The organism is Gracilimonas sediminicola (genome assembly GCF_024320785.1).
Taxonomy (GTDB): domain Bacteria; phylum Bacteroidota; class Rhodothermia; order Balneolales; family Balneolaceae; genus Gracilimonas; species Gracilimonas sediminicola.
Genome location: NZ_JANDBC010000001.1, coordinates 1,667,896 through 1,684,295 on the forward strand (window position 1 = coordinate 1,667,896; position 16,400 = coordinate 1,684,295).

The 16,400-nt window shown below is 43.6% G+C and carries 15 protein-coding genes and 1 tRNA gene; 5 read left to right on the forward strand and 11 right to left on the reverse strand.

From position 1 onward, the window contains the following. Positions 1-52: 52 nt before the first annotated feature. A complete protein-coding gene (locus NM125_RS07605) occupies positions 53-628 on the forward strand; it encodes a sigma-70 family RNA polymerase sigma factor (protein ID WP_255134308.1) in 576 nt (191 codons plus the stop codon). Here NM125_RS07605 and NM125_RS07610 read toward each other — a convergent pair. The 5 genes from NM125_RS07610 to NM125_RS07630 all read right to left on the reverse strand — a co-directional run bounded on the left by NM125_RS07610 (position 613) and on the right by NM125_RS07630 (position 5,417). Beyond that, on the reverse strand, positions 613-1,950 hold the full coding sequence (locus tag NM125_RS07610; RefSeq protein ID WP_255134309.1) for a sensor histidine kinase: 1,338 nt from the start codon (positions 1,948-1,950) through the stop codon (positions 613-615). The genes NM125_RS07605 and NM125_RS07610 overlap by 16 nt on opposite strands. Positions 1,951-2,028: 78 nt before the next feature. Beyond that, a complete protein-coding gene (clpX, locus tag NM125_RS07615) occupies positions 2,029-3,282 on the reverse strand; it encodes an ATP-dependent Clp protease ATP-binding subunit ClpX (protein ID WP_255134310.1) in 1,254 nt (417 codons plus the stop codon). Between the two features lie 28 nt (positions 3,283-3,310). Beyond that, a complete protein-coding gene (clpP, locus tag NM125_RS07620; protein WP_255134311.1) occupies positions 3,311-3,964 on the reverse strand; it encodes an ATP-dependent Clp endopeptidase proteolytic subunit ClpP in 654 nt (217 codons plus the stop codon). Between the two features lie 18 nt (positions 3,965-3,982). Beyond that, positions 3,983-5,266: a trigger factor gene (gene tig / locus NM125_RS07625; RefSeq protein ID WP_255134312.1), complete on the reverse strand. Its 1,284-nt coding sequence runs from the start codon at positions 5,264-5,266 to the stop codon at positions 3,983-3,985. A 67-nt stretch (positions 5,267-5,333) separates the two neighbouring features. Beyond that, positions 5,334-5,417, reverse strand: a tRNA-Leu gene (locus NM125_RS07630). 154 nt (positions 5,418-5,571) lie between these two features. Here NM125_RS07630 and cutA point away from each other — a divergent pair. Next, complete coding sequence (gene cutA, locus NM125_RS07635) at positions 5,572-5,913, forward strand: divalent-cation tolerance protein CutA (RefSeq protein WP_255134313.1); 342 nt, start codon at positions 5,572-5,574, stop codon at positions 5,911-5,913. 21 nt (positions 5,914-5,934) lie between these two features. On the opposite strand, the gene NM125_RS07640 is transcribed toward cutA, so the two are convergent. Together NM125_RS07640 and NM125_RS07645 are read right to left on the reverse strand one after the other, a co-directional pair. Continuing rightward, entirely contained in the window at positions 5,935-8,121 is a 2,187-nt protein-coding gene (locus NM125_RS07640; RefSeq protein ID WP_255134314.1) for a T9SS type A sorting domain-containing protein, read from the reverse strand. A gap of 80 nt (positions 8,122-8,201) precedes the next feature. Further along, positions 8,202-8,861, reverse strand: a complete 660-nt coding sequence (locus tag NM125_RS07645) for a phosphoadenylyl-sulfate reductase (RefSeq protein WP_255134315.1) — start codon at positions 8,859-8,861, stop codon at positions 8,202-8,204. A gap of 174 nt (positions 8,862-9,035) precedes the next feature. On the opposite strand from NM125_RS07645, the gene NM125_RS07650 reads away from it, so the two are divergent. From NM125_RS07650 to NM125_RS07660, 3 genes are all read left to right on the forward strand, one after another. Next, entirely contained in the window at positions 9,036-9,797 is a 762-nt protein-coding gene (locus NM125_RS07650; protein WP_255134316.1) for an enoyl-CoA hydratase/isomerase family protein, read from the forward strand. 16 nt (positions 9,798-9,813) lie between these two features. Next, positions 9,814-10,179 (forward strand): DUF2784 domain-containing protein, encoded by a 366-nt coding sequence (locus tag NM125_RS07655; protein ID WP_255134317.1) that lies wholly within the window; start codon positions 9,814-9,816, stop codon positions 10,177-10,179. A 145-nt stretch (positions 10,180-10,324) separates the two neighbouring features. Beyond that, entirely contained in the window at positions 10,325-11,560 is a 1,236-nt protein-coding gene (locus NM125_RS07660) for a sensor histidine kinase (RefSeq protein WP_255134318.1), read from the forward strand. Positions 11,561-11,654: 94 nt separating this feature from the next. Here NM125_RS07660 and NM125_RS07665 read toward each other — a convergent pair whose 3' ends face one another. The 4 genes from NM125_RS07665 to NM125_RS07680 form a co-directional block, all read right to left on the reverse strand. Then, the gene (locus NM125_RS07665) at positions 11,655-12,791 is read right to left on the reverse strand and encodes a DUF2911 domain-containing protein (RefSeq protein ID WP_255134319.1); all 1,137 of its coding nucleotides are present in this window, start codon (positions 12,789-12,791) and stop codon (positions 11,655-11,657) included. Between the two features lie 177 nt (positions 12,792-12,968). After that, positions 12,969-13,607 (reverse strand): DsbA family oxidoreductase, encoded by a 639-nt coding sequence (locus tag NM125_RS07670; protein WP_255134320.1) that lies wholly within the window; start codon positions 13,605-13,607, stop codon positions 12,969-12,971. Between the two features lie 116 nt (positions 13,608-13,723). Next, the gene (locus NM125_RS07675; RefSeq protein WP_255134321.1) at positions 13,724-14,122 is read right to left on the reverse strand and encodes a response regulator; all 399 of its coding nucleotides are present in this window, start codon (positions 14,120-14,122) and stop codon (positions 13,724-13,726) included. Next, positions 14,119-16,362 carry a PAS domain-containing protein gene (locus NM125_RS07680; RefSeq protein WP_255134322.1) on the reverse strand — a complete coding sequence of 748 codons (2,244 nt, stop codon included), beginning with the start codon at positions 16,360-16,362 and terminating at the stop codon, positions 14,119-14,121. The genes NM125_RS07675 and NM125_RS07680 overlap by 4 nt, the downstream gene beginning before the upstream one ends. Positions 16,363-16,400: the final 38 nt, after the last annotated feature.

Genomic DNA, 16,400 nt, shown 5'->3' on the forward strand with positions numbered 1-16,400 from the left:
AATAATAATATTACAAGCGCTTATAGTTATTGAAATAATAAGGGATGGATGAATGTCTCAGTTGACGAGAGATGAAAAGCAAAAGCAGAAGGATTTCGATGAAGAGATTATACCTCACATGGATGCGTTGTATAATTTTGCCCTTCGACTGACTACTGACCCCAACGATGCTGAAGATCTCGTTCAGGATACTATTGTCAAAGCCTATCGCTTTTTTAGTAGTTACGAGAAAGGGACCAACGCCAAAGCATGGATGTTCCGCATTCTCAAAAACTCCTTCATCAATAATTATCGGAAAACCTCTAAAAAGCCCTCACAAGTAGATTACGATGAGGTTTCTTCTTACTACGAGTCCATCAGGGCCGAGCGTACAGATACTTCGGACTTAGAAAGCCTGATGTTCCGGGAAATGATGGACGATGATTTGTCTAATGCATTGAAAAGGCTGCCGGAAGATTTCCGAACGGTCGTGCTGCTCTGTGATGTAGACGGATATACCTACGAAGAAATTGCCAATATGCTGGATGTACCGATCGGTACTATTCGTTCAAGGCTGCATCGTGGTCGTAATTTGTTGAAAACAGAGTTGCTGGAATATGCTAAAACGCGCGGTTACACCGGCGACTGATCTAACAGCGGGTATACTTCTTCTTCACTTTTCTCGATATTCAATGTAACCCGCATGGTGGTTCCCTCATTAAGCTCTGAGCGTAGCACAAACACGCTTCCATTGTGATAATCTTCAATAATGCGCTTTGTGAGACTCAATCCTAATCCCCATCCTCTTTTCTTGGTGCTAAACCCGGGCTTGAAGATATTCTTCACATTCTGAATCTCGATACCGCTCCCTGAGTCTTCAATATCAATAATTACCTCTCCTTCCTGAACTTTGGAGGTAACGGATATATAGGCCTCTTTTTCAATTCCTTTCAATGAATCCATGGCATTCTTAACTAGGTTCTCAATGGCCCATTGTAGCAGTTCCGGATTCGTTTTCACATTGGCGGTGGCATTCAGTTCTTTTTTCACCTCAATGGCTTTCCCTAAACGGGGAAGGCGGCGCTCCATATATACCATCACCTGCTCCAGTATGGGCTGAATATCCATGGTTTTGAGCTCCGGCTCCGAGCCGATTTTTCCAAATCGTTCGGCTACACCCCGTAAACGCTGGATATCTTTTTCAATCTCGTTGGCGATATTAGTGGCTGTTTCTTCATAGCGGTATTCATCTTTCAGCAGTTGCAGCCAGCCATATAAACTGGATATGGGCGTTCCCAGCTGGTGAGCGGCTTCTTTAGCCATTCCCACCCATAAATTCGACTGCTCAGACCGGGTAATACTCCGGTAGGTTGTATAGCCGATTCCCAACAACAACCCAAGCAACAAAATCTGGATGTACGGGAAATACCTCAGCATTTGTACCGTCGGGCTTTCTCCGTAATACACAAACTGGGTCATTTGCCGTTTTTCATCACCAATCACAAAGTCGATGGGGTTATTCAGACTCTTGAACTCACGCACAAGCTCTTCCCGCTTTTGCTCGGAAGCCATGGTCAGGGAATCAATATTGCGCTGGTGAAGAATTACGTCCTGCGAATCGATTACAATGGTGGGAATTTTAAACCGGTCTTCGAGAATAATTTCTTCTGTAACAAAATCAGAGGAGTTCCGGGTGGTTTCCGCATCTTCAATCAGGCTGATGACACTGTCGGGAACCTCTTCAATGCCTTCCAGAATATTAATGGCTTTCAACAGCATGGTGCTTGCCTGTTCATCAACCGGCTGGCTGTTAAACTCAATAGCTCGCGTCCACAACTCCACACTGGCACGTTCCTGTTCCAGGATTTTGGTTACCAGGTATTGGTTATAAACCACAGATCCCACGCCCAGAAATATGAGCAGCAGCACAAGTATGAGCTTAATCCTGTTGGATGGAACAAAGAGTTTCATAGATGAAGAATAATTCTTTGGCTGAATATAGGAAAGGAGCCGAAACAAAAAAGCCTCTCTGAAAAGAGAGGCTGATGGTTAAGCGGAAGCTTTTTGTTTCTCGTAAACCGGAGGAGCCTGCTTTTCAATAGTCTCCTCTGTGATTACACACCGTGCTATATTCTTCATAGATGGAAGCGAAAACATGATATCCAGCATGGCTGCCTCCATGATAGAACGTAACCCACGGGCTCCTGTCTTGCGGGCTTTAGCCTTTTTGACGATAGCTTTGAGTGCTTCTTCTTCAATCTCCAGCTCAACGTCTTCCATGTTAAACAGTTTTTTATACTGCTTAACGAGCGCATTTTTTGGAGTTTGAAGGATGTCGAGCATGGCGTCATCAGAAAGTTCGTGCAATCCACAGATGACGGGCAATCGACCAATCAGCTCGGGAATGAGTCCAAAGTGCTGAAGGTCTTCCGGTTCAACATGCGTAAAAATCTCGGGATCTTCTTTGTTGAACTTAACCTGATCGGATGCATTAAAGCCCATCACGGTTGTAGAAAGGCGACGGGAGATGATTTCTTCCAGCCCTGAAAAAGCACCCCCGCAAATAAACAAAATATTAGCCGTATCCAGTTGAATAAAGCTTTGCTCAGGATGCTTTCTTCCACCTTTTGGTGGAATATTGGCGACTGTTCCTTCTAAAATCTTCAATAAAGCCTGCTGAACGCCCTCTCCGCTTACATCGCGGGTAATAGAGGGGTTATCACTCTTGCGGGCTACTTTGTCCACTTCATCGATATATACGATTCCACGCTTGGCGCGCTCTACGTCATAATCGGCGGCTTGTAGCAGGTTGCTTAAAATGCTTTCCACATCTTCGCCTACATAACCGGCTTCCGTTAATACGGTGGCATCGGCGATGGTGAAGGGAACATCGATAATGCGAGCCAGGGTGCGGGCCAAAAGAGTTTTACCGCTACCGGTAGGCCCAAGCAACATGATGTTAGACTTCTCAATCTGCGTATCATCAATTTCCGCTGTTTCAGCAGAAATACGCTTGTAGTGATTGTAAACCGCTACTGAAAGTGTCTTTTTGGCAAGCTCCTGACCGATTACGTAATCATCAAGTTTGTTCTTGATCTCGACCGGCTTAAGCATGGGCTTGTAGCTCTTTTCCCGTCGGCGGGCTAAAGAAGCCAAATCACTTTGGATGATGCTGGATGCATCTTCCACGCAACGGTCGCAAATATAAACGCCGGGACCGGCTACCATACTGTTCACTTCCAGGCTCGAACGGCTGCAAAATGAGCAGTGTACTATATCACTATTTTTCTCTTTATCGCTCATAACAAGCTAAATTTAATGAAAATGCCGCTTATTTGGAATCTTCAGACTTGGACAACACATTATCGACCAATCCGTAGTCTTTGGCTTCCTGAGCCGTCATCCACTTGTTACGGTCAGAATCTTCCATAACCTGCTCAACAGACTTTCCACTGTGGTCGGCAAGAATCTGGCTTAACTCCTTCTTAACACGGATAATTTCTTTGGCTTCAATCTCGATATCACTGGCCTGTCCGCGGGTTCCCCCTAAAGGCTGGTGAATCATAACTCGGGAATGAGGAAGGCAGCTTCTTTTTCCGCTGGTACCGGCAGTCAGCAATACGGCGCCCATACTTGCGGCCATTCCCATACAGGTAGTGGCAACATCACACTTGATGTGCTGAATGGTGTCGTAGATCGCCAATCCGGCAGAAACAACGCCACCCGGACTGTTGATATAAAAGTTGATGTCTTTTTCAGGATCTTCAGACTCAAGGAACAACAGCTGAGCCATGATTGAGCTGGCCACGGTGTCGTTAACCGGTGAACCCAGAATCACAATCCGGTCTTTAAGCAGCCGTGAATAAATATCATAAGCGCGTTCGCCACGGCTGGTGGTTTCCACAACCATAGGTACAAGGTTGTTCTGTACAGGTTGTACGGAATCTAAATTCGGGTCTTCAAATAGCGGTTGATCAGATATCATAATGTCCTGGATGATCGGTTATTTATTCTTCTTCTTGTCGTCTTTCTTTTCCTGCTGTTCGCGGTACTTCTCTTTGCTGATTTCTTTGGTTTTCACCTTGTCTTGCAAAATATCGAACACTTTTTCTTCGCGGATGCTGCTGCGAAGTTGCTCAAGCATCTGTGGTTGCTGTGCATAATACTGCTTCAGCTGATCTACAGGCATGCCGTACTGGGCTGCCTGACCTGCGAGATGCTCGTCGATATCTTCGGGTTTTATTTCGATATCTTCAAATGTTTCTTGCAGTTTTTGGCTGATGAACGACCACTTGGCTTCACGCACGGCACGGTCTTTCATGCCGGCCTTATATTCTTCTGCATCAAAGTGATCCGGTAACTCTCCGCCTTGCTGCTGCTTCAGTTGATCCACATAGGACCCCTGAATTTGAGCTACGAATGTTTCCGGTACTTCAAAGTCATGTGCTTCAACAAGTGCATCGGCTACATCATTCTTGAAAAGGTCATCGGATGTTTGATCGTAATACTGCTGCATGCGGCTCTTGATGTAACTCTTGAACTCATCCAGGTTTTCCGCCTCGCCGTTGCTTTGGTCTTTAATGATATCATCAGAAAGCTCAGCTTTGTGCATTTTCTGCACTTTCTTAAGGGTAATCTCAAGCTCATCTTCATGATCACCATGTGGGATAGTCATCTCAACAACATCACCGGCTTTTTTGCCTTTGAGCGCTTCAAGAAACTCGGAAGCATCATCTTTTCTGAGGTCGATGCGCTGATCTTTGTCTTCATCGCCGTGGGTTTTAGAAACAACATCTACCAACACCTGGGTTTCTTCCGAAGCGGCTTCATCCACTTCTTCCCAGTTTCCTTCCCGCTCCAGGGTTCTCTCAACTTCTTCCTCAACCTCTTCATCGGTTACATCGTGAACCATTTTGTTCACTTCAATTTTGGAAAGATCAGCTACTTCAATTTCCGGTTTTGAACCGATTTTGAATTTCACTTCCAGCTCATCATTCTCCCAGGTAAAATCAACCATCTCCGTTTCGCCAACCGGCTCATACTCAGGTACTACTTCTTTCTCAAATACCTTTTGGATGATGTTACTGATTTCCTCTTGTTCAATCTCTTTGCCAAACCGCTTTTTAACCAGTCCCATTGGCACTTTGCCCGGACGGAATCCCGGAAGCTGAATTTGGTCTTTATATTTTTTGTATGCTTTGTCGAAATCTTCCTGAAGGTCTTCTCTTTTTGCTTTCAGGGTGACTTCTTTATCTACAGATGTGAGCTCTTCTACAGAAATATCCACGTGTTCTCCGCTTTAATTACTTTTATTCAATAAATGAACAGGATTACAATTATGATTAGGAAGGAAGTACGAGAGGGGGGACTCGAACCCCCACATCGGTTAAGATACTAGATCCTAAATCTAGCGCGTCTACCAATTCCGCCACTCTCGCAAAATTCAGAGCTTGCAAAGATAAGGTTTTCAATTTCTGAATTCAACTTTTTACCCATATAAAGTGGTCATCGAACATACTTCGTAAGCTTTTACATGTTTAGCGTAAAAAAGCATTGGATATTGGAATTTGAAATACTGAATTTTGAATCACTATGTATAAAAACCTACGTCTCCTCTACATCACTACTCCAAATAAAGAAGAAGCTCAGAAAATAGGCCGATCCCTGGTTGAAGAAAACCTCGCGGCCTGTGCCAATATTTTTGATGGCATGAATTCCATCTACAAATGGAAGGGTAAAGTTCAGGAAGAAAATGAGTGTGTGCTGATTGTGAAAACGCATTATTCACGAGTTAAAAAAGTTACCCGCCGGGTGAAAGAAATGCACAGCTACGAAGTGCCGGCTGTCGTTTCCTTGACCATTACCGAAGATGAAGGTAATCAGGAATATTTGGAGTGGCTGGAAGAATGCTCCAAACAGCCTTTTGAGCTTTAATAATTTTTCAAATCTATTCTATTATTTAAGCAGCGTCATTTTTTTAACACGAACCTGCCCTCCCGCTTCCAGTCGATAAAAATAGATTCCGCTTGATAACTGACCGGCATCAAAGTCAATTTGATACGTTCCGGGAGATTGCTTTTTGTTAACCAGGGTCGAGATTTTTTGTCCCACCAGATTGTAAACGGTCAGGCGGACATCTTCCGCCTCGGGAATTGAATAACCGATAGTTGTAGTGGGGTTAAATGGGTTAGGGTAGGCATTCTTAAGTGTAAAAGAATACGGCAAAACATCGTCTTCTGTGGAAACATCGGTATTCTGTTGTGGGCGTTCAACAATAGTGAAATCGCTGAAAGAGGTAATTCCTGAAGCACAAATCGATTCCTGACTGTCCGTTAAAGAAGATGCTAATACACTCCACTCTGATTGATCAGATTCCCTTTTTGCGATAGATAATAGTGCCGTATCAAAGTTAGAGAGGTCTATTTGTTGCAGAGAAAAGCAGACCTCAGCATTAAACGCAGAGGTCGTTTCGGTATGGAAGTTCCACAGCTTATTTGAAACCAGAGAAAGCGTATCGGGGAGGTTAATTTGCTCAGCCTCAGCACCAAGGTTCAGGGTAGAGTTGATGGTAAACGGCTGGTTCATTTCATTAAAGTTCACTGTTGCACCAAAGTTTGGAAATTCAGCCAGCCTCAAAGTGTCTTCAATTTGAACCTGTCGTTGAGGGATGCCGTTGGTCATCCAGATTTCTCTTCCCAAAGAGTCACCTTCTGCGGTGAAGTATAGCTTTCCATTCAGTACACGTAAGTCTTCCGGGTCAGAGCCATCGGGTTCGCCGCGATCAATGCCGGTACGCAGGTTGGCTACATACATAGTACCCTCTTGTGTGCCGTCGGTCATCCAGAGTTCACGACCGGCTACATGGGCCTGACCGTAACCGTCATCCGATGCAGCAAAGTAGATGCGCCCGTTATATACCGTTGCAAAATCTGTGTGGTGGTAATGAAACAGGTTGAAGATAGATTCTACCGCTTTTTCAGTTCCGGCTTTGGTGCCATCGGTTTTCCAAAGGGTATAAGTGCTGAAAAAGTAAAGCTGATTATTAAGCTTGAAAATTTTTGGGCTAAGATCAGAGCCGTCCTCAATTACATAATTATCAACGGCCATATCAATAACAGCGGATGTTCCCTCCGGGGTGCCGTCACTTTTCCAAAGCTTGGTGTCTGATATAAAGTACCAGTTCCCATTATACTCAACGGGATCTTCCGTGATGTACACTTCTTCATCCAGGAATTTTTTGGTTCCTTCTTCCGTGCCATCCGTGGTGTATAAATAGTCTTTGTAGGAGGTGTCACTTTGAGCATTAAAAAGGACGGTTCCGTTTATAGAAGTAAAATTAGTAGGCGAGCTGTCATTTTTGTTGTCGTCGGAATCTTCATACAACCCCGGGAAAATGTCTTTTACCATATAAGTGCCGTCGGCGGTTCCATCCGTAGCCCACAGTTCTTCACCGTATTCATGATGGCGGGCTGAAAAATACATGGTATCATTGTGTGCAAAAAAGTGATCGGGTCGAGAGCTGTAGTTGGTCTCTTCATTACTCCAGGAATACTGAAGGTATTGGCCGGGATCTAAATCTTTAAGCATATAGGTGCCGGACGAAGTACCGTCTGTGACCCAGAGCTCTTCGCCGTTGTCGGCATCCGGGTAGCGTCCGTCTTCAGCCGGGAAGTAGGCTTTGCCGTTCATCACTCCAAAATGCTCGGCATCCGAAGAGTAATCGCCCGGGTAAATGTCTTTGAGCAGGTAGGTTCCTGCAGATGTACCGTCCGAAACATACACTTCATCGGCATGTTCTTCAGTCACTGCTGTGAAAATAAGTTTATTACCTAAGGGAGTGAGCTCTTCGATATCAGGATAATCATCGTCCGGAGCCAGGTCTGTAATTTTCTTGGTTCCTTCCGCCGTACCGTTTGTAATATACAGCTCGCCTTCATCTTCCTGATTGTCGGCCACAAAGTACATGGTGTCTCCGACCACAGTCATGTATTCAATATATCCATCACTGATGCCGGGGTTTATGTCTTTTAGCACGGTGGTTTGCGCAGATAGCTTTGCTGATGATAAAAACAGCAGGATGATGGCAGAATAAGCAGAAATTCTAAGGGCAGAACGATAAATGATTTTGGCGCTGGTACTCATTTCGTATTAGGTTGGTACTTTTAAGAGTTGTGTGCCATTACCTACGAGAGCTGAATGAAAATGAGCTCAAATACCCGTAACTATAAATGCAGTCCGCATTCTGTTTTGCCGGACTCACCCCAGCGGCCATCACGGCCTTCCCCTTTTTTTGTGCAATGGATGCATCCGATAGAGTCAAAGCCAAAGCGCTCTAATGGATGGCGGGGAATGCCATAACTTTCAAAATAGTCATCCACCATATCCCGCGTCCAGTCGATAAGCGGATAGTAGCGGTGGAGGTCATCCCGTTTCTGAAGAATTTCCAGCCCGCTTCGATAGCTGTTCTGATATCCAATCAAGCCGGAAATCCAAACTTCATGCCCTTCTTTAACCTCGTCCAGTGGCTCCACCTTATTATAGTGGCAGCATAAATCCGGGTTCGATTCCCACATACTGCCTTTCTGGGTAATACGGTGCTTTCGCTCATTGGGAACATGATCGATCACATTTACACCATATCGCTCAATAAGAGTATTCTTATATTCAATCGTTTCCGGGAATAAGTAGCCGGTATCTATAAAATGAATGGGGTGATTTGGCCGGATACGGCTTACCATATGAATGAGAAGTGCTGAGGTGGTTCCAAACGAAGTGGTTATAAGCACCTTCTCCCGGTACTTATTTAAAATATGGGCAATCCGCACATCATTATGAGCAGACGAAAGGGTCTTGTTTATTTTCTTGGTTTGGATGGAACCCATGGCCCCAATTATCCTACATTTAAAAGGAATTTTCAATCAGTTAGCCGCAAAAAATGAGGATAAATAATCTGTAAGCGCTTTTCTGAAGAGTCTGATGCAGAAAGGAGTCAAACTTTTTTAAATCCTTCCCTTACTAAACGGCAATAATTTCTATTTTGAAATAAAAATCAGGATATGAGCATTACCCAACAACGTATTTCTCCCCACATTTTATGGGCAACGATAAACCGCCCCGAAGCCAGAAATGCCATCGACTTTGATGTGATGGATGAACTGGAGCAACTGGTTGAATCTCTTGAAAAGGACGATGAGGTCAGGGTTTTTATTTTAAGCGGAGCCGGAAAGCAGTCGTTTGTAGCGGGGGGTGATCTCAAAAAATTTCACACCATACAATCCAAAGAAAAGGCAGTGGAGATGTCGAAGCGAATGCATGATATCTTTAACCGGATTGAACGGCTGCCCTGCTGGACGGTCGCCTGCATAAATGGAGATGCGTATGGAGGAGGCATTGAGCTGATGCTGGCTTTTGACTTTCGTGTGTCGATGCCTGATGCCAAATTCGGCTTTACACAGGGCCGATTTTACCTGGTTCCCGGCTGGGGAGGTTTGACAAGGCTTGTCGAAAAAATAGGTAAGGCCAAAGCATTGCAGTGGTGTGGAAAGGCCGAAGTGCTTTCTGCCAACAGCGTTTTGGCTCATGGTTTGATCGAACATATTTTAAAGGGGGAAGATTTAGAAAGTGAAGTACTTGATTGGATAGAAAAGCTCACCAAAAACGACCGGAAGTTTATACAAACGCTGAAAGGTGGGGCATCAAGATTTTCTCCCCAAAGAAAAGAATCGCTGGAAGCAGAAATAGAACCATTTGCAGAGCTTTGGATTGATGCTGAACATATACAACGTGTTGAAAAATTTATGAGTAGAAAGAAATCTTAATCGGGTTTTGGATGATATGTATCAATTCTTGGATGTGTTTTTTGTGGTTTTTCACTTTTCGTTGATTGCCTTTAATCTGACGGGGTGGATTTGGCGTAAAACCCGAAGGCTGCATTTGTATGTAATCTCAGCCACCATTTTTTCGTGGATCGGACTGGGCGCTGTTTACGGGTGGGGGTACTGCCCTTGTACCGACTGGCACTGGCAGGTAAAAAGAGCATTGGGTGAGGCCGACTTGCCGGCTTCTTACGTTAAATATTATCTTGATTCAATCTCCGGTTTCGCCTGGAGTGCTCCTCTTGTGGATTCAATAGTAGCAATATCCGGCGTTGGAGCACTGTTAATTTCAGGCTGGTTGAATTATAAGAACCGAGTAGAGTAATCATGAAATAATGCGCTTTATTTACATTATTCGGTAAAGAATAATACGATCCGGACGATAATTATGGGGTATAATTGTAGAATTCAGGATCAGTAATTCTTCATTAATTTTTGCTTTAGGGAATAAGTTAGGGTATTGGTTTAAAATGACAGTTACTAAGGAACAAAGAATTACCATAGAGTCGGTCAAGACAAAGTTAATTGACAGCTTTGTATTGTATGGGGCAATTATCGCTTTTATTGCTTTTTTGATTCCCCAGATTCCATTTAACCCGGGAAATCTCAACTTATTCAATTATATCGACCTGACCGTAATCATTTCCGTTTTTATCCTTTACTATAACAGGGCGAAGGTGTCTCTTTTCTTTAAAGGAGGCTTTATTCTCGTAGCCGTGTATTTATTCTTTGTAGCCGACTTGTATCAGCATGGCCTTAATTCTACGATAAGGACGGTATTTGTGCTTATTCCTTTTCTCGGGATATTGGTATTTGAAGTTCGGTGGGCTGCCTTATTCTTTTTCATATCTATTCTCACTTATTTCATTATTGCTTATGGGTATTTGGCCGGTTATCTATCGCCGGGCTTGTTGGGACCTGAGTTAAACACTCCAACAAAATGGATTATTCATGGGATCATACTTTCGCTGGTTAGTATGATCATCGCCATGTTTGTACACATCTTCAATAAGTCGTTAATCAAGATTATTAAACAACAGGACCAAAGTTATAAGGTACTTGAACAGCAAGACCTTGAACTGAAGCAGAATATTGAAGAGAAAAATGTACTTCTGCAGGAAATACATCATCGGGTAAAGAATAATCTGGCGGTAGTTTCCGGTTTGCTGGACTTGCAATCCGGTTTGGCAACGGATGAGTTTTCAAGGTCTGCACTCAAGTTGAGCACCAATCGTATTCTGTCCATTTCCAAAGTGCATGAATTAATTTATCAATCAGAGGATGTAAGCCGAATTCATCTTAAAAAATATATCAAAGAATTAGCGGATATTATTATCGAGAGCTTCAATAAAGCCGGACGAGAGATAGATTTAAGGTTAGATATCAATATTCAGTATCTAAATGTAAATCATGGTGTACCGGTTGGCATTATTTTAAATGAATTGATTACAAACAGCCTGAAGCATGGTTTTAATGAAGCTCAGGAGAGCTGCCAAATTCAAATTTCTGCTTTTGAAGAAGATGAGCACTACAAATTATTTTATCAGGATAACGGAAGTGGGTTTGTCGATCATAAACCAGAAAAATTAACCGGTTTGGGCATCACATTAGTAGATTCGCTGTTAACCCAAATTGAAGCAGAATCACAACTTAAAACAGACGGGCTGTATCAGCTTTCATTTCGTTTCCCAAAAGAATTATCCTGAAAAATTTTAAATAACCGCCTTCTGTTTATTGAGAGAAAATAAAAAAGGGCGCACCGTTAAAGATGCGCCCTTCTTAAAACAAGTATGCCTAAGCTTATTGAATCGTAAAGTCTGCTTTAAAAACGGTGTTACCCCAAGCCAGGTTCAACTCGCCGCCTTCTTCTGTTTCTTCAACCGAAATGGTGAATGCTTCAACGGTTTCTTCCGTGGTTGAAATCTCCATCGGTACGCGGCCTAAATCACGGCTTTCATCATAAGATCGTCCGTTCTGGCCGGTTTGCTTATTGATAATCAGCGTGCCGCCATCAGGCTGCGGGATTGTGAATAGCGTGTATTCTCCGGCAGGAACTTCAAGATCGCCGAACATCAAATCTTCAGAAGTATAGAAATGTGTGGCTCGGTTGGCTCCTGTTCTCCAGCGCTCACCCCAGGGGACGATATTTCCAAATAAGTCGCGCCCTCGTTTTTTGGGTGAACCGAAATCTACGCGGAAATTGGCGCCTTTAAATGAATACTCAGCACTTACAGCTCCGGAAAGCTCACCAACGGGATCGTTCCCAAATCGATTGGCCAGTGCGTTCATATCCAGCTGTCCGGTTCGGTGTACTTTAAGTTTTCGGGTGGTAAGTCCGGCATCCAGGTGTTGTATGTCTCCATCCCTATTTACCCGAACTCCCATCACTCCGCGGAAAGGGTGGCGAACGGTCATGGAATCACCCTCAATTTCAGCAATGGTGAAATCCATAATTCTGTTACCCGACAACAAAGGCTGAATGATCGTATCCTGATCTGCTTCAGCAGCTTTATTGAAGGCTAACTCATAAGGCCAGTGTACCATATCGATGAAAGGAAGCAGCCCTTCTTCAAAAGGTGCCCGATAGGTTATATAGTCTTCATCTCTTAATACGCGAACCGACAGGCTGTCTCCCACTTTCGTAATGTTGCGAACAGTGGCTCCATCTTCCTGGAAACCATTTACCGGAGAGTGATCGGTTTGTACCATACTTTCAATTCCGCCTAATTCGTCAAAATGCAGAATGTAGGTTGAGATTTGAACCTCAGGACTTCGAAGGATGACCTGAGCTGTAATGCTTGAATCGGTTTTAACAAACTGCTCTACGGCGAGGGTGTCATTCCCTAACAGGGTCACAAACGATCCTTCATTGGGGTCGTCCGTGCTGCACGACACAAACAAAGCAGCTGTTATAAATGTGATGAATAAATTTCTCATAGGTCCTTAAATTTTTTAATGGGTGCAAAAATCTATTTCAAAAAAAGTGTTCTGGCAACTGCGATAAATTAAACTTTGAAAAAGCTTACAAGTTTTATCGCACTCGCAAAGTCAACAACATAAAGTGCGGTGTAATCATTTGGTAGAAAGGAGTTTATGAGTTGAGCGCTGATTTCGCTAACTGACTTTCTCTTCCGCAATTTTCTGGAGAGCCTCGGTGAAGACTTCTACAGGTTGAGCTCCGGAAAGCCCGTACTTTTCGTTGATGTAAAAGAAGGGAACGCCCTGAACGCCAAGCCGGTGAGCTTCCTCCACGTCATTGACAACCTGGCTGGAGTACGTATTGTTCTGCAATACTTCTTTCGCCTCATTCTGGTCAAGCCCCACATTCGAAGCGATTTGAACCAGCGTTTCTGTGTCGCCCACATGCTTGCCTTCCACAAAGTAAGCAGACAATAGTGCTTCTTTCATCTCATCTTGTTTGCCGTGCTTACGAGCCAGGTGGATGAGCTGATGAGCGTTGAAAGAATTGGTGGGTTTTACCTCATCCATGTTAAAGTCTAACCCGGCGGCGGAGGCCATTTGAACCATGTTGGCATTCATTTGTTTGGCCCAGGCTCTGTCGCGACCGTATTTTTTGGCGAGAGTGTCATAGATATCAAGATCGGAATCGACAGAGGCATTGGGGTCGAGCTCAAAGCTTTTCCAGACGATATCAACATCCAGGTCCGGGAGTTTATGGAGGGCTTCTTCGAGATGTCTTTTACCGATATAACAAAACGGACAGGCAACGTCCGACCAAATTTCAATCTTCATGTGCAGGAATTAGTTAAGTGGTATTCTATTACTATTAACTTATCCTTTCAGAAGAAGGTTCACATCAACCCCAAAAACAAAACATCAGTACCGGAACCAAGAGTAAAAGGCTGGTTTCAGGCGAGAAGATCCTTAAGCGCTTCAACCTGAACCGGTTTTTGAATAAAGTCATCTACTTTTTGATCCCATTCCACACGGTATATTTCCTGATTTTTTTGGTCAATTCGGGAGCTGATTACGAAAATCTGAATCTCTTTATTCACCTTATCTCTTATTGACTGAAATTCATTCAGGAAGTCCCAGCCATTCATCTCCGGCATATCGATATCGAGCAGGATTAAGTCGGGCAGCTCATCATTGTTCTGCTCCATTTCTTTGATGGCAGACAGTGCCTTTTTCCCATTTTCGAATGACATGACGTCGTTTCCGGGAAGGTAGTTTTTTATGATTTTGGAAACCCCGTAAGTGTAAATTTTATCATCGTCAATAATGCAGATACTCTTCAATGAACTCATTTTAATTGTATTTTAAAGGTTGTTCCCTCTCCGGGAATACTGTCAACAGCTATGGACCCACCCATAGACTCAATTTGGTTTTTTGTGATGTACAGCCCGATGCCTTTGGCGTTATCATTTCCATGGAAAGTATTATACATGCCAAATAATCTATCCCCGAATTTTTCCATGTCGATGCCTAAACCGTTATCGGATATTTCAAGAAATACTTTATCACTTTCTTCCCATGCGTTTATGGAAATTTTGGGTTTTCGGTCGGGATGCCGGTATTTGATGGCATTAGAAAGCAGGTTGAGAATGATGCTTTCGAGATAAGCGGGGTTATACTCAAGGGAAAGGTCGGCAGGCACCTGTTCTTCAAATTTGACATTATTAGCAAGAATATCGGTTGTCAGAATTTCTTTGATTTTCGAAATCGTTTCCTGCAGGTTCAGCTCTTTAAGATCGTTGCCGGTTTTGTACTGCTGGTCAATAATCTCATTCAGGTCGGCAATAGATTCATTAAGGCGATGGGAAGCAGAGCTTAGGTGGCTTAATAGTTCTTCTTTCTCTTCCTGAGATTCTTCCATGTCATAAAGAGAAAGCAGCATGGAAATGTTACCAGCATGGTTGCGCAGGTTGTGGGAGACAATGTGAGCAAAGTTTTTTAGGCGCTTATTCTGTTCTCCAATAATATCGAGGCTGTTACGAAGCTCTATTTCATTTTGCTTTCGCTGGGTGATATCAGTTACAATGGAAAGCACAGCCGGTTTGCCCGAATCGGTATTCAAAAAAGGCACTTTTGTGGTTTGGTGCCACAATTCCCTGCCATCGGGTAGAATAGTTTTATCCTCAGGAATAAACATTTCCTCGTTATTCTCGATAACCTTTTGGTCTGCCTTTCGATATTTTTGAGCTTTTTCTTCCGACACGCCAATGTCAATATCACGTTTACCGATCATTTCTTTTCGTGGCAGTCCATAAAAATCGGCTGTCGATTTATTAGCCATCAGATACCTGCCCTCGAGATCTTTCACAAAAATAAGAGTTGGAGCAAAATCAATAACTTGCTGAAGCTGTTCCTGTAGCCGGGTAATTTGCTCATACTGCTCTTTTTCTTCAGTGATATCGGTTAGGTATCCATATCCTCTGGAAGTTCCATCGAGTAATTTTTCCGGCTTTGCCCGCCCACGCAGCCATCGCAGATTATTTTTTGATAACAGTACTCTGAATTCATGTTCCCATAACGTTAAGCCATTCAAGGACTTTTGTATGGAGGTAATAAACTGAATTCGATCATCCGGATGAACTCGTTCTATGATGGCATTAATATCATTCTTCACTTCATCAGGAGAAACCTCGAATAAGTCTTCAACGCCGCTGCTGGCAAATGGGATGTAAGATTGCCCTTCATTATTCCGTTCAAAAAGATAGAAGAAGCCCGGCACCTGCTCCGAAAGTCTGTTAAGGGTGGCCTCTGCTTGTTGTAGCTCCAGCTCTGCGTGATGTTGTCTTGTCACATCACGAGTAATCCCGAAGGTACCAACAACGTTTCCGTTATCTCCGTAAAGAGGTAGTTTTGTAGTAGAAGCCCAGGCCGATTTCTTCCCATGCCGGGAACCTTCTTTTTCCGTTTTGTTGATGATGGGTTGTTCAGATTTCATAACCTCAACTTCATCCTCCCGGGCTTGTCGGGCATGTTCGGCATCAAAAAAGTCGAAATCTGTTTTCCCATCGGCTTCCGCAGGATCTTCCAATCCCAACTTTTTTGCACAGGCATTGTTGATGGCTATAAACCGGCTTTCTTTATCTTTAAAGAAGATGCAGTCCGGCAGGTAGTTCATCATTTTTTTAAAGAGGGTAGCCTGCTCCTTAATGGAAAGCTCATTCTTAGCCGCGGATGGTTTTTGCCGAACCTGTCCTGCTATTAAAGCTGGTTTGCCGCAATCCCATTCAACTATTTCTCCCTTCCAAACCAAACTGAACCGTTGTTGTTCATTCGTGGTCTCATGGATAGTTTCGAAATCAAATCGCCCGGCTTCTTTGTGGCTTGGTTGGCACTTAACAATTTCGGTGAACTTATTAAGCTCGCCTTCTTCCAGAAAACCGGAAAGCTCGTCAAAAGTAGAAGGGACATCGTCATCGGAACACTCAAAAAAATCAGCAAAAGATGCACCAAAGGTCAGGCTGTCATTCTTGACATTCCAAGACCAATAGGCGGGTTTAAGGTCTCTCCTAACAAGTGATTTCAGTTGCTCCATGTTAATGATTCTAACGAGGGTTGCTGCTCAACGCTGTT

What these genes read in the sequence shown, in the direction of transcription:
- NM125_RS07605 (WP_255134308.1), top strand. Translation starts at nt 53, where the DNA reads ATGTCTCAGTTGACGAGAGATGAAAAGCAAAAGCAGAAGGATTTCGAT.
- NM125_RS07610 (WP_255134309.1), bottom strand. Translation starts at nt 1,950, where the DNA reads ATGAAACTCTTTGTTCCATCCAACAGGATTAAGCTCATACTTGTGCTG.
- clpX (WP_255134310.1), bottom strand. Translation starts at nt 3,282, where the DNA reads ATGAGCGATAAAGAGAAAAATAGTGATATAGTACACTGCTCATTTTGC.
- clpP (WP_255134311.1), bottom strand. Translation starts at nt 3,964, where the DNA reads ATGATATCTGATCAACCGCTATTTGAAGACCCGAATTTAGATTCCGTA.
- cutA (WP_255134313.1), top strand. Translation starts at nt 5,572, where the DNA reads ATGTATAAAAACCTACGTCTCCTCTACATCACTACTCCAAATAAAGAA.
- NM125_RS07640 (WP_255134314.1), bottom strand. Translation starts at nt 8,121, where the DNA reads ATGAGTACCAGCGCCAAAATCATTTATCGTTCTGCCCTTAGAATTTCT.
- NM125_RS07645 (WP_255134315.1), bottom strand. Translation starts at nt 8,861, where the DNA reads ATGGGTTCCATCCAAACCAAGAAAATAAACAAGACCCTTTCGTCTGCT.
- NM125_RS07650 (WP_255134316.1), top strand. Translation starts at nt 9,036, where the DNA reads ATGAGCATTACCCAACAACGTATTTCTCCCCACATTTTATGGGCAACG.
- NM125_RS07655 (WP_255134317.1), top strand. Translation starts at nt 9,814, where the DNA reads ATGTATCAATTCTTGGATGTGTTTTTTGTGGTTTTTCACTTTTCGTTG.
- NM125_RS07660 (WP_255134318.1), top strand. Translation starts at nt 10,325, where the DNA reads ATGACAGTTACTAAGGAACAAAGAATTACCATAGAGTCGGTCAAGACA.
- NM125_RS07665 (WP_255134319.1), bottom strand. Translation starts at nt 12,791, where the DNA reads ATGAGAAATTTATTCATCACATTTATAACAGCTGCTTTGTTTGTGTCG.
- NM125_RS07670 (WP_255134320.1), bottom strand. Translation starts at nt 13,607, where the DNA reads ATGAAGATTGAAATTTGGTCGGACGTTGCCTGTCCGTTTTGTTATATC.
- NM125_RS07675 (WP_255134321.1), bottom strand. Translation starts at nt 14,122, where the DNA reads ATGAGTTCATTGAAGAGTATCTGCATTATTGACGATGATAAAATTTAC.
- NM125_RS07680 (WP_255134322.1), bottom strand. Translation starts at nt 16,362, where the DNA reads ATGGAGCAACTGAAATCACTTGTTAGGAGAGACCTTAAACCCGCCTAT.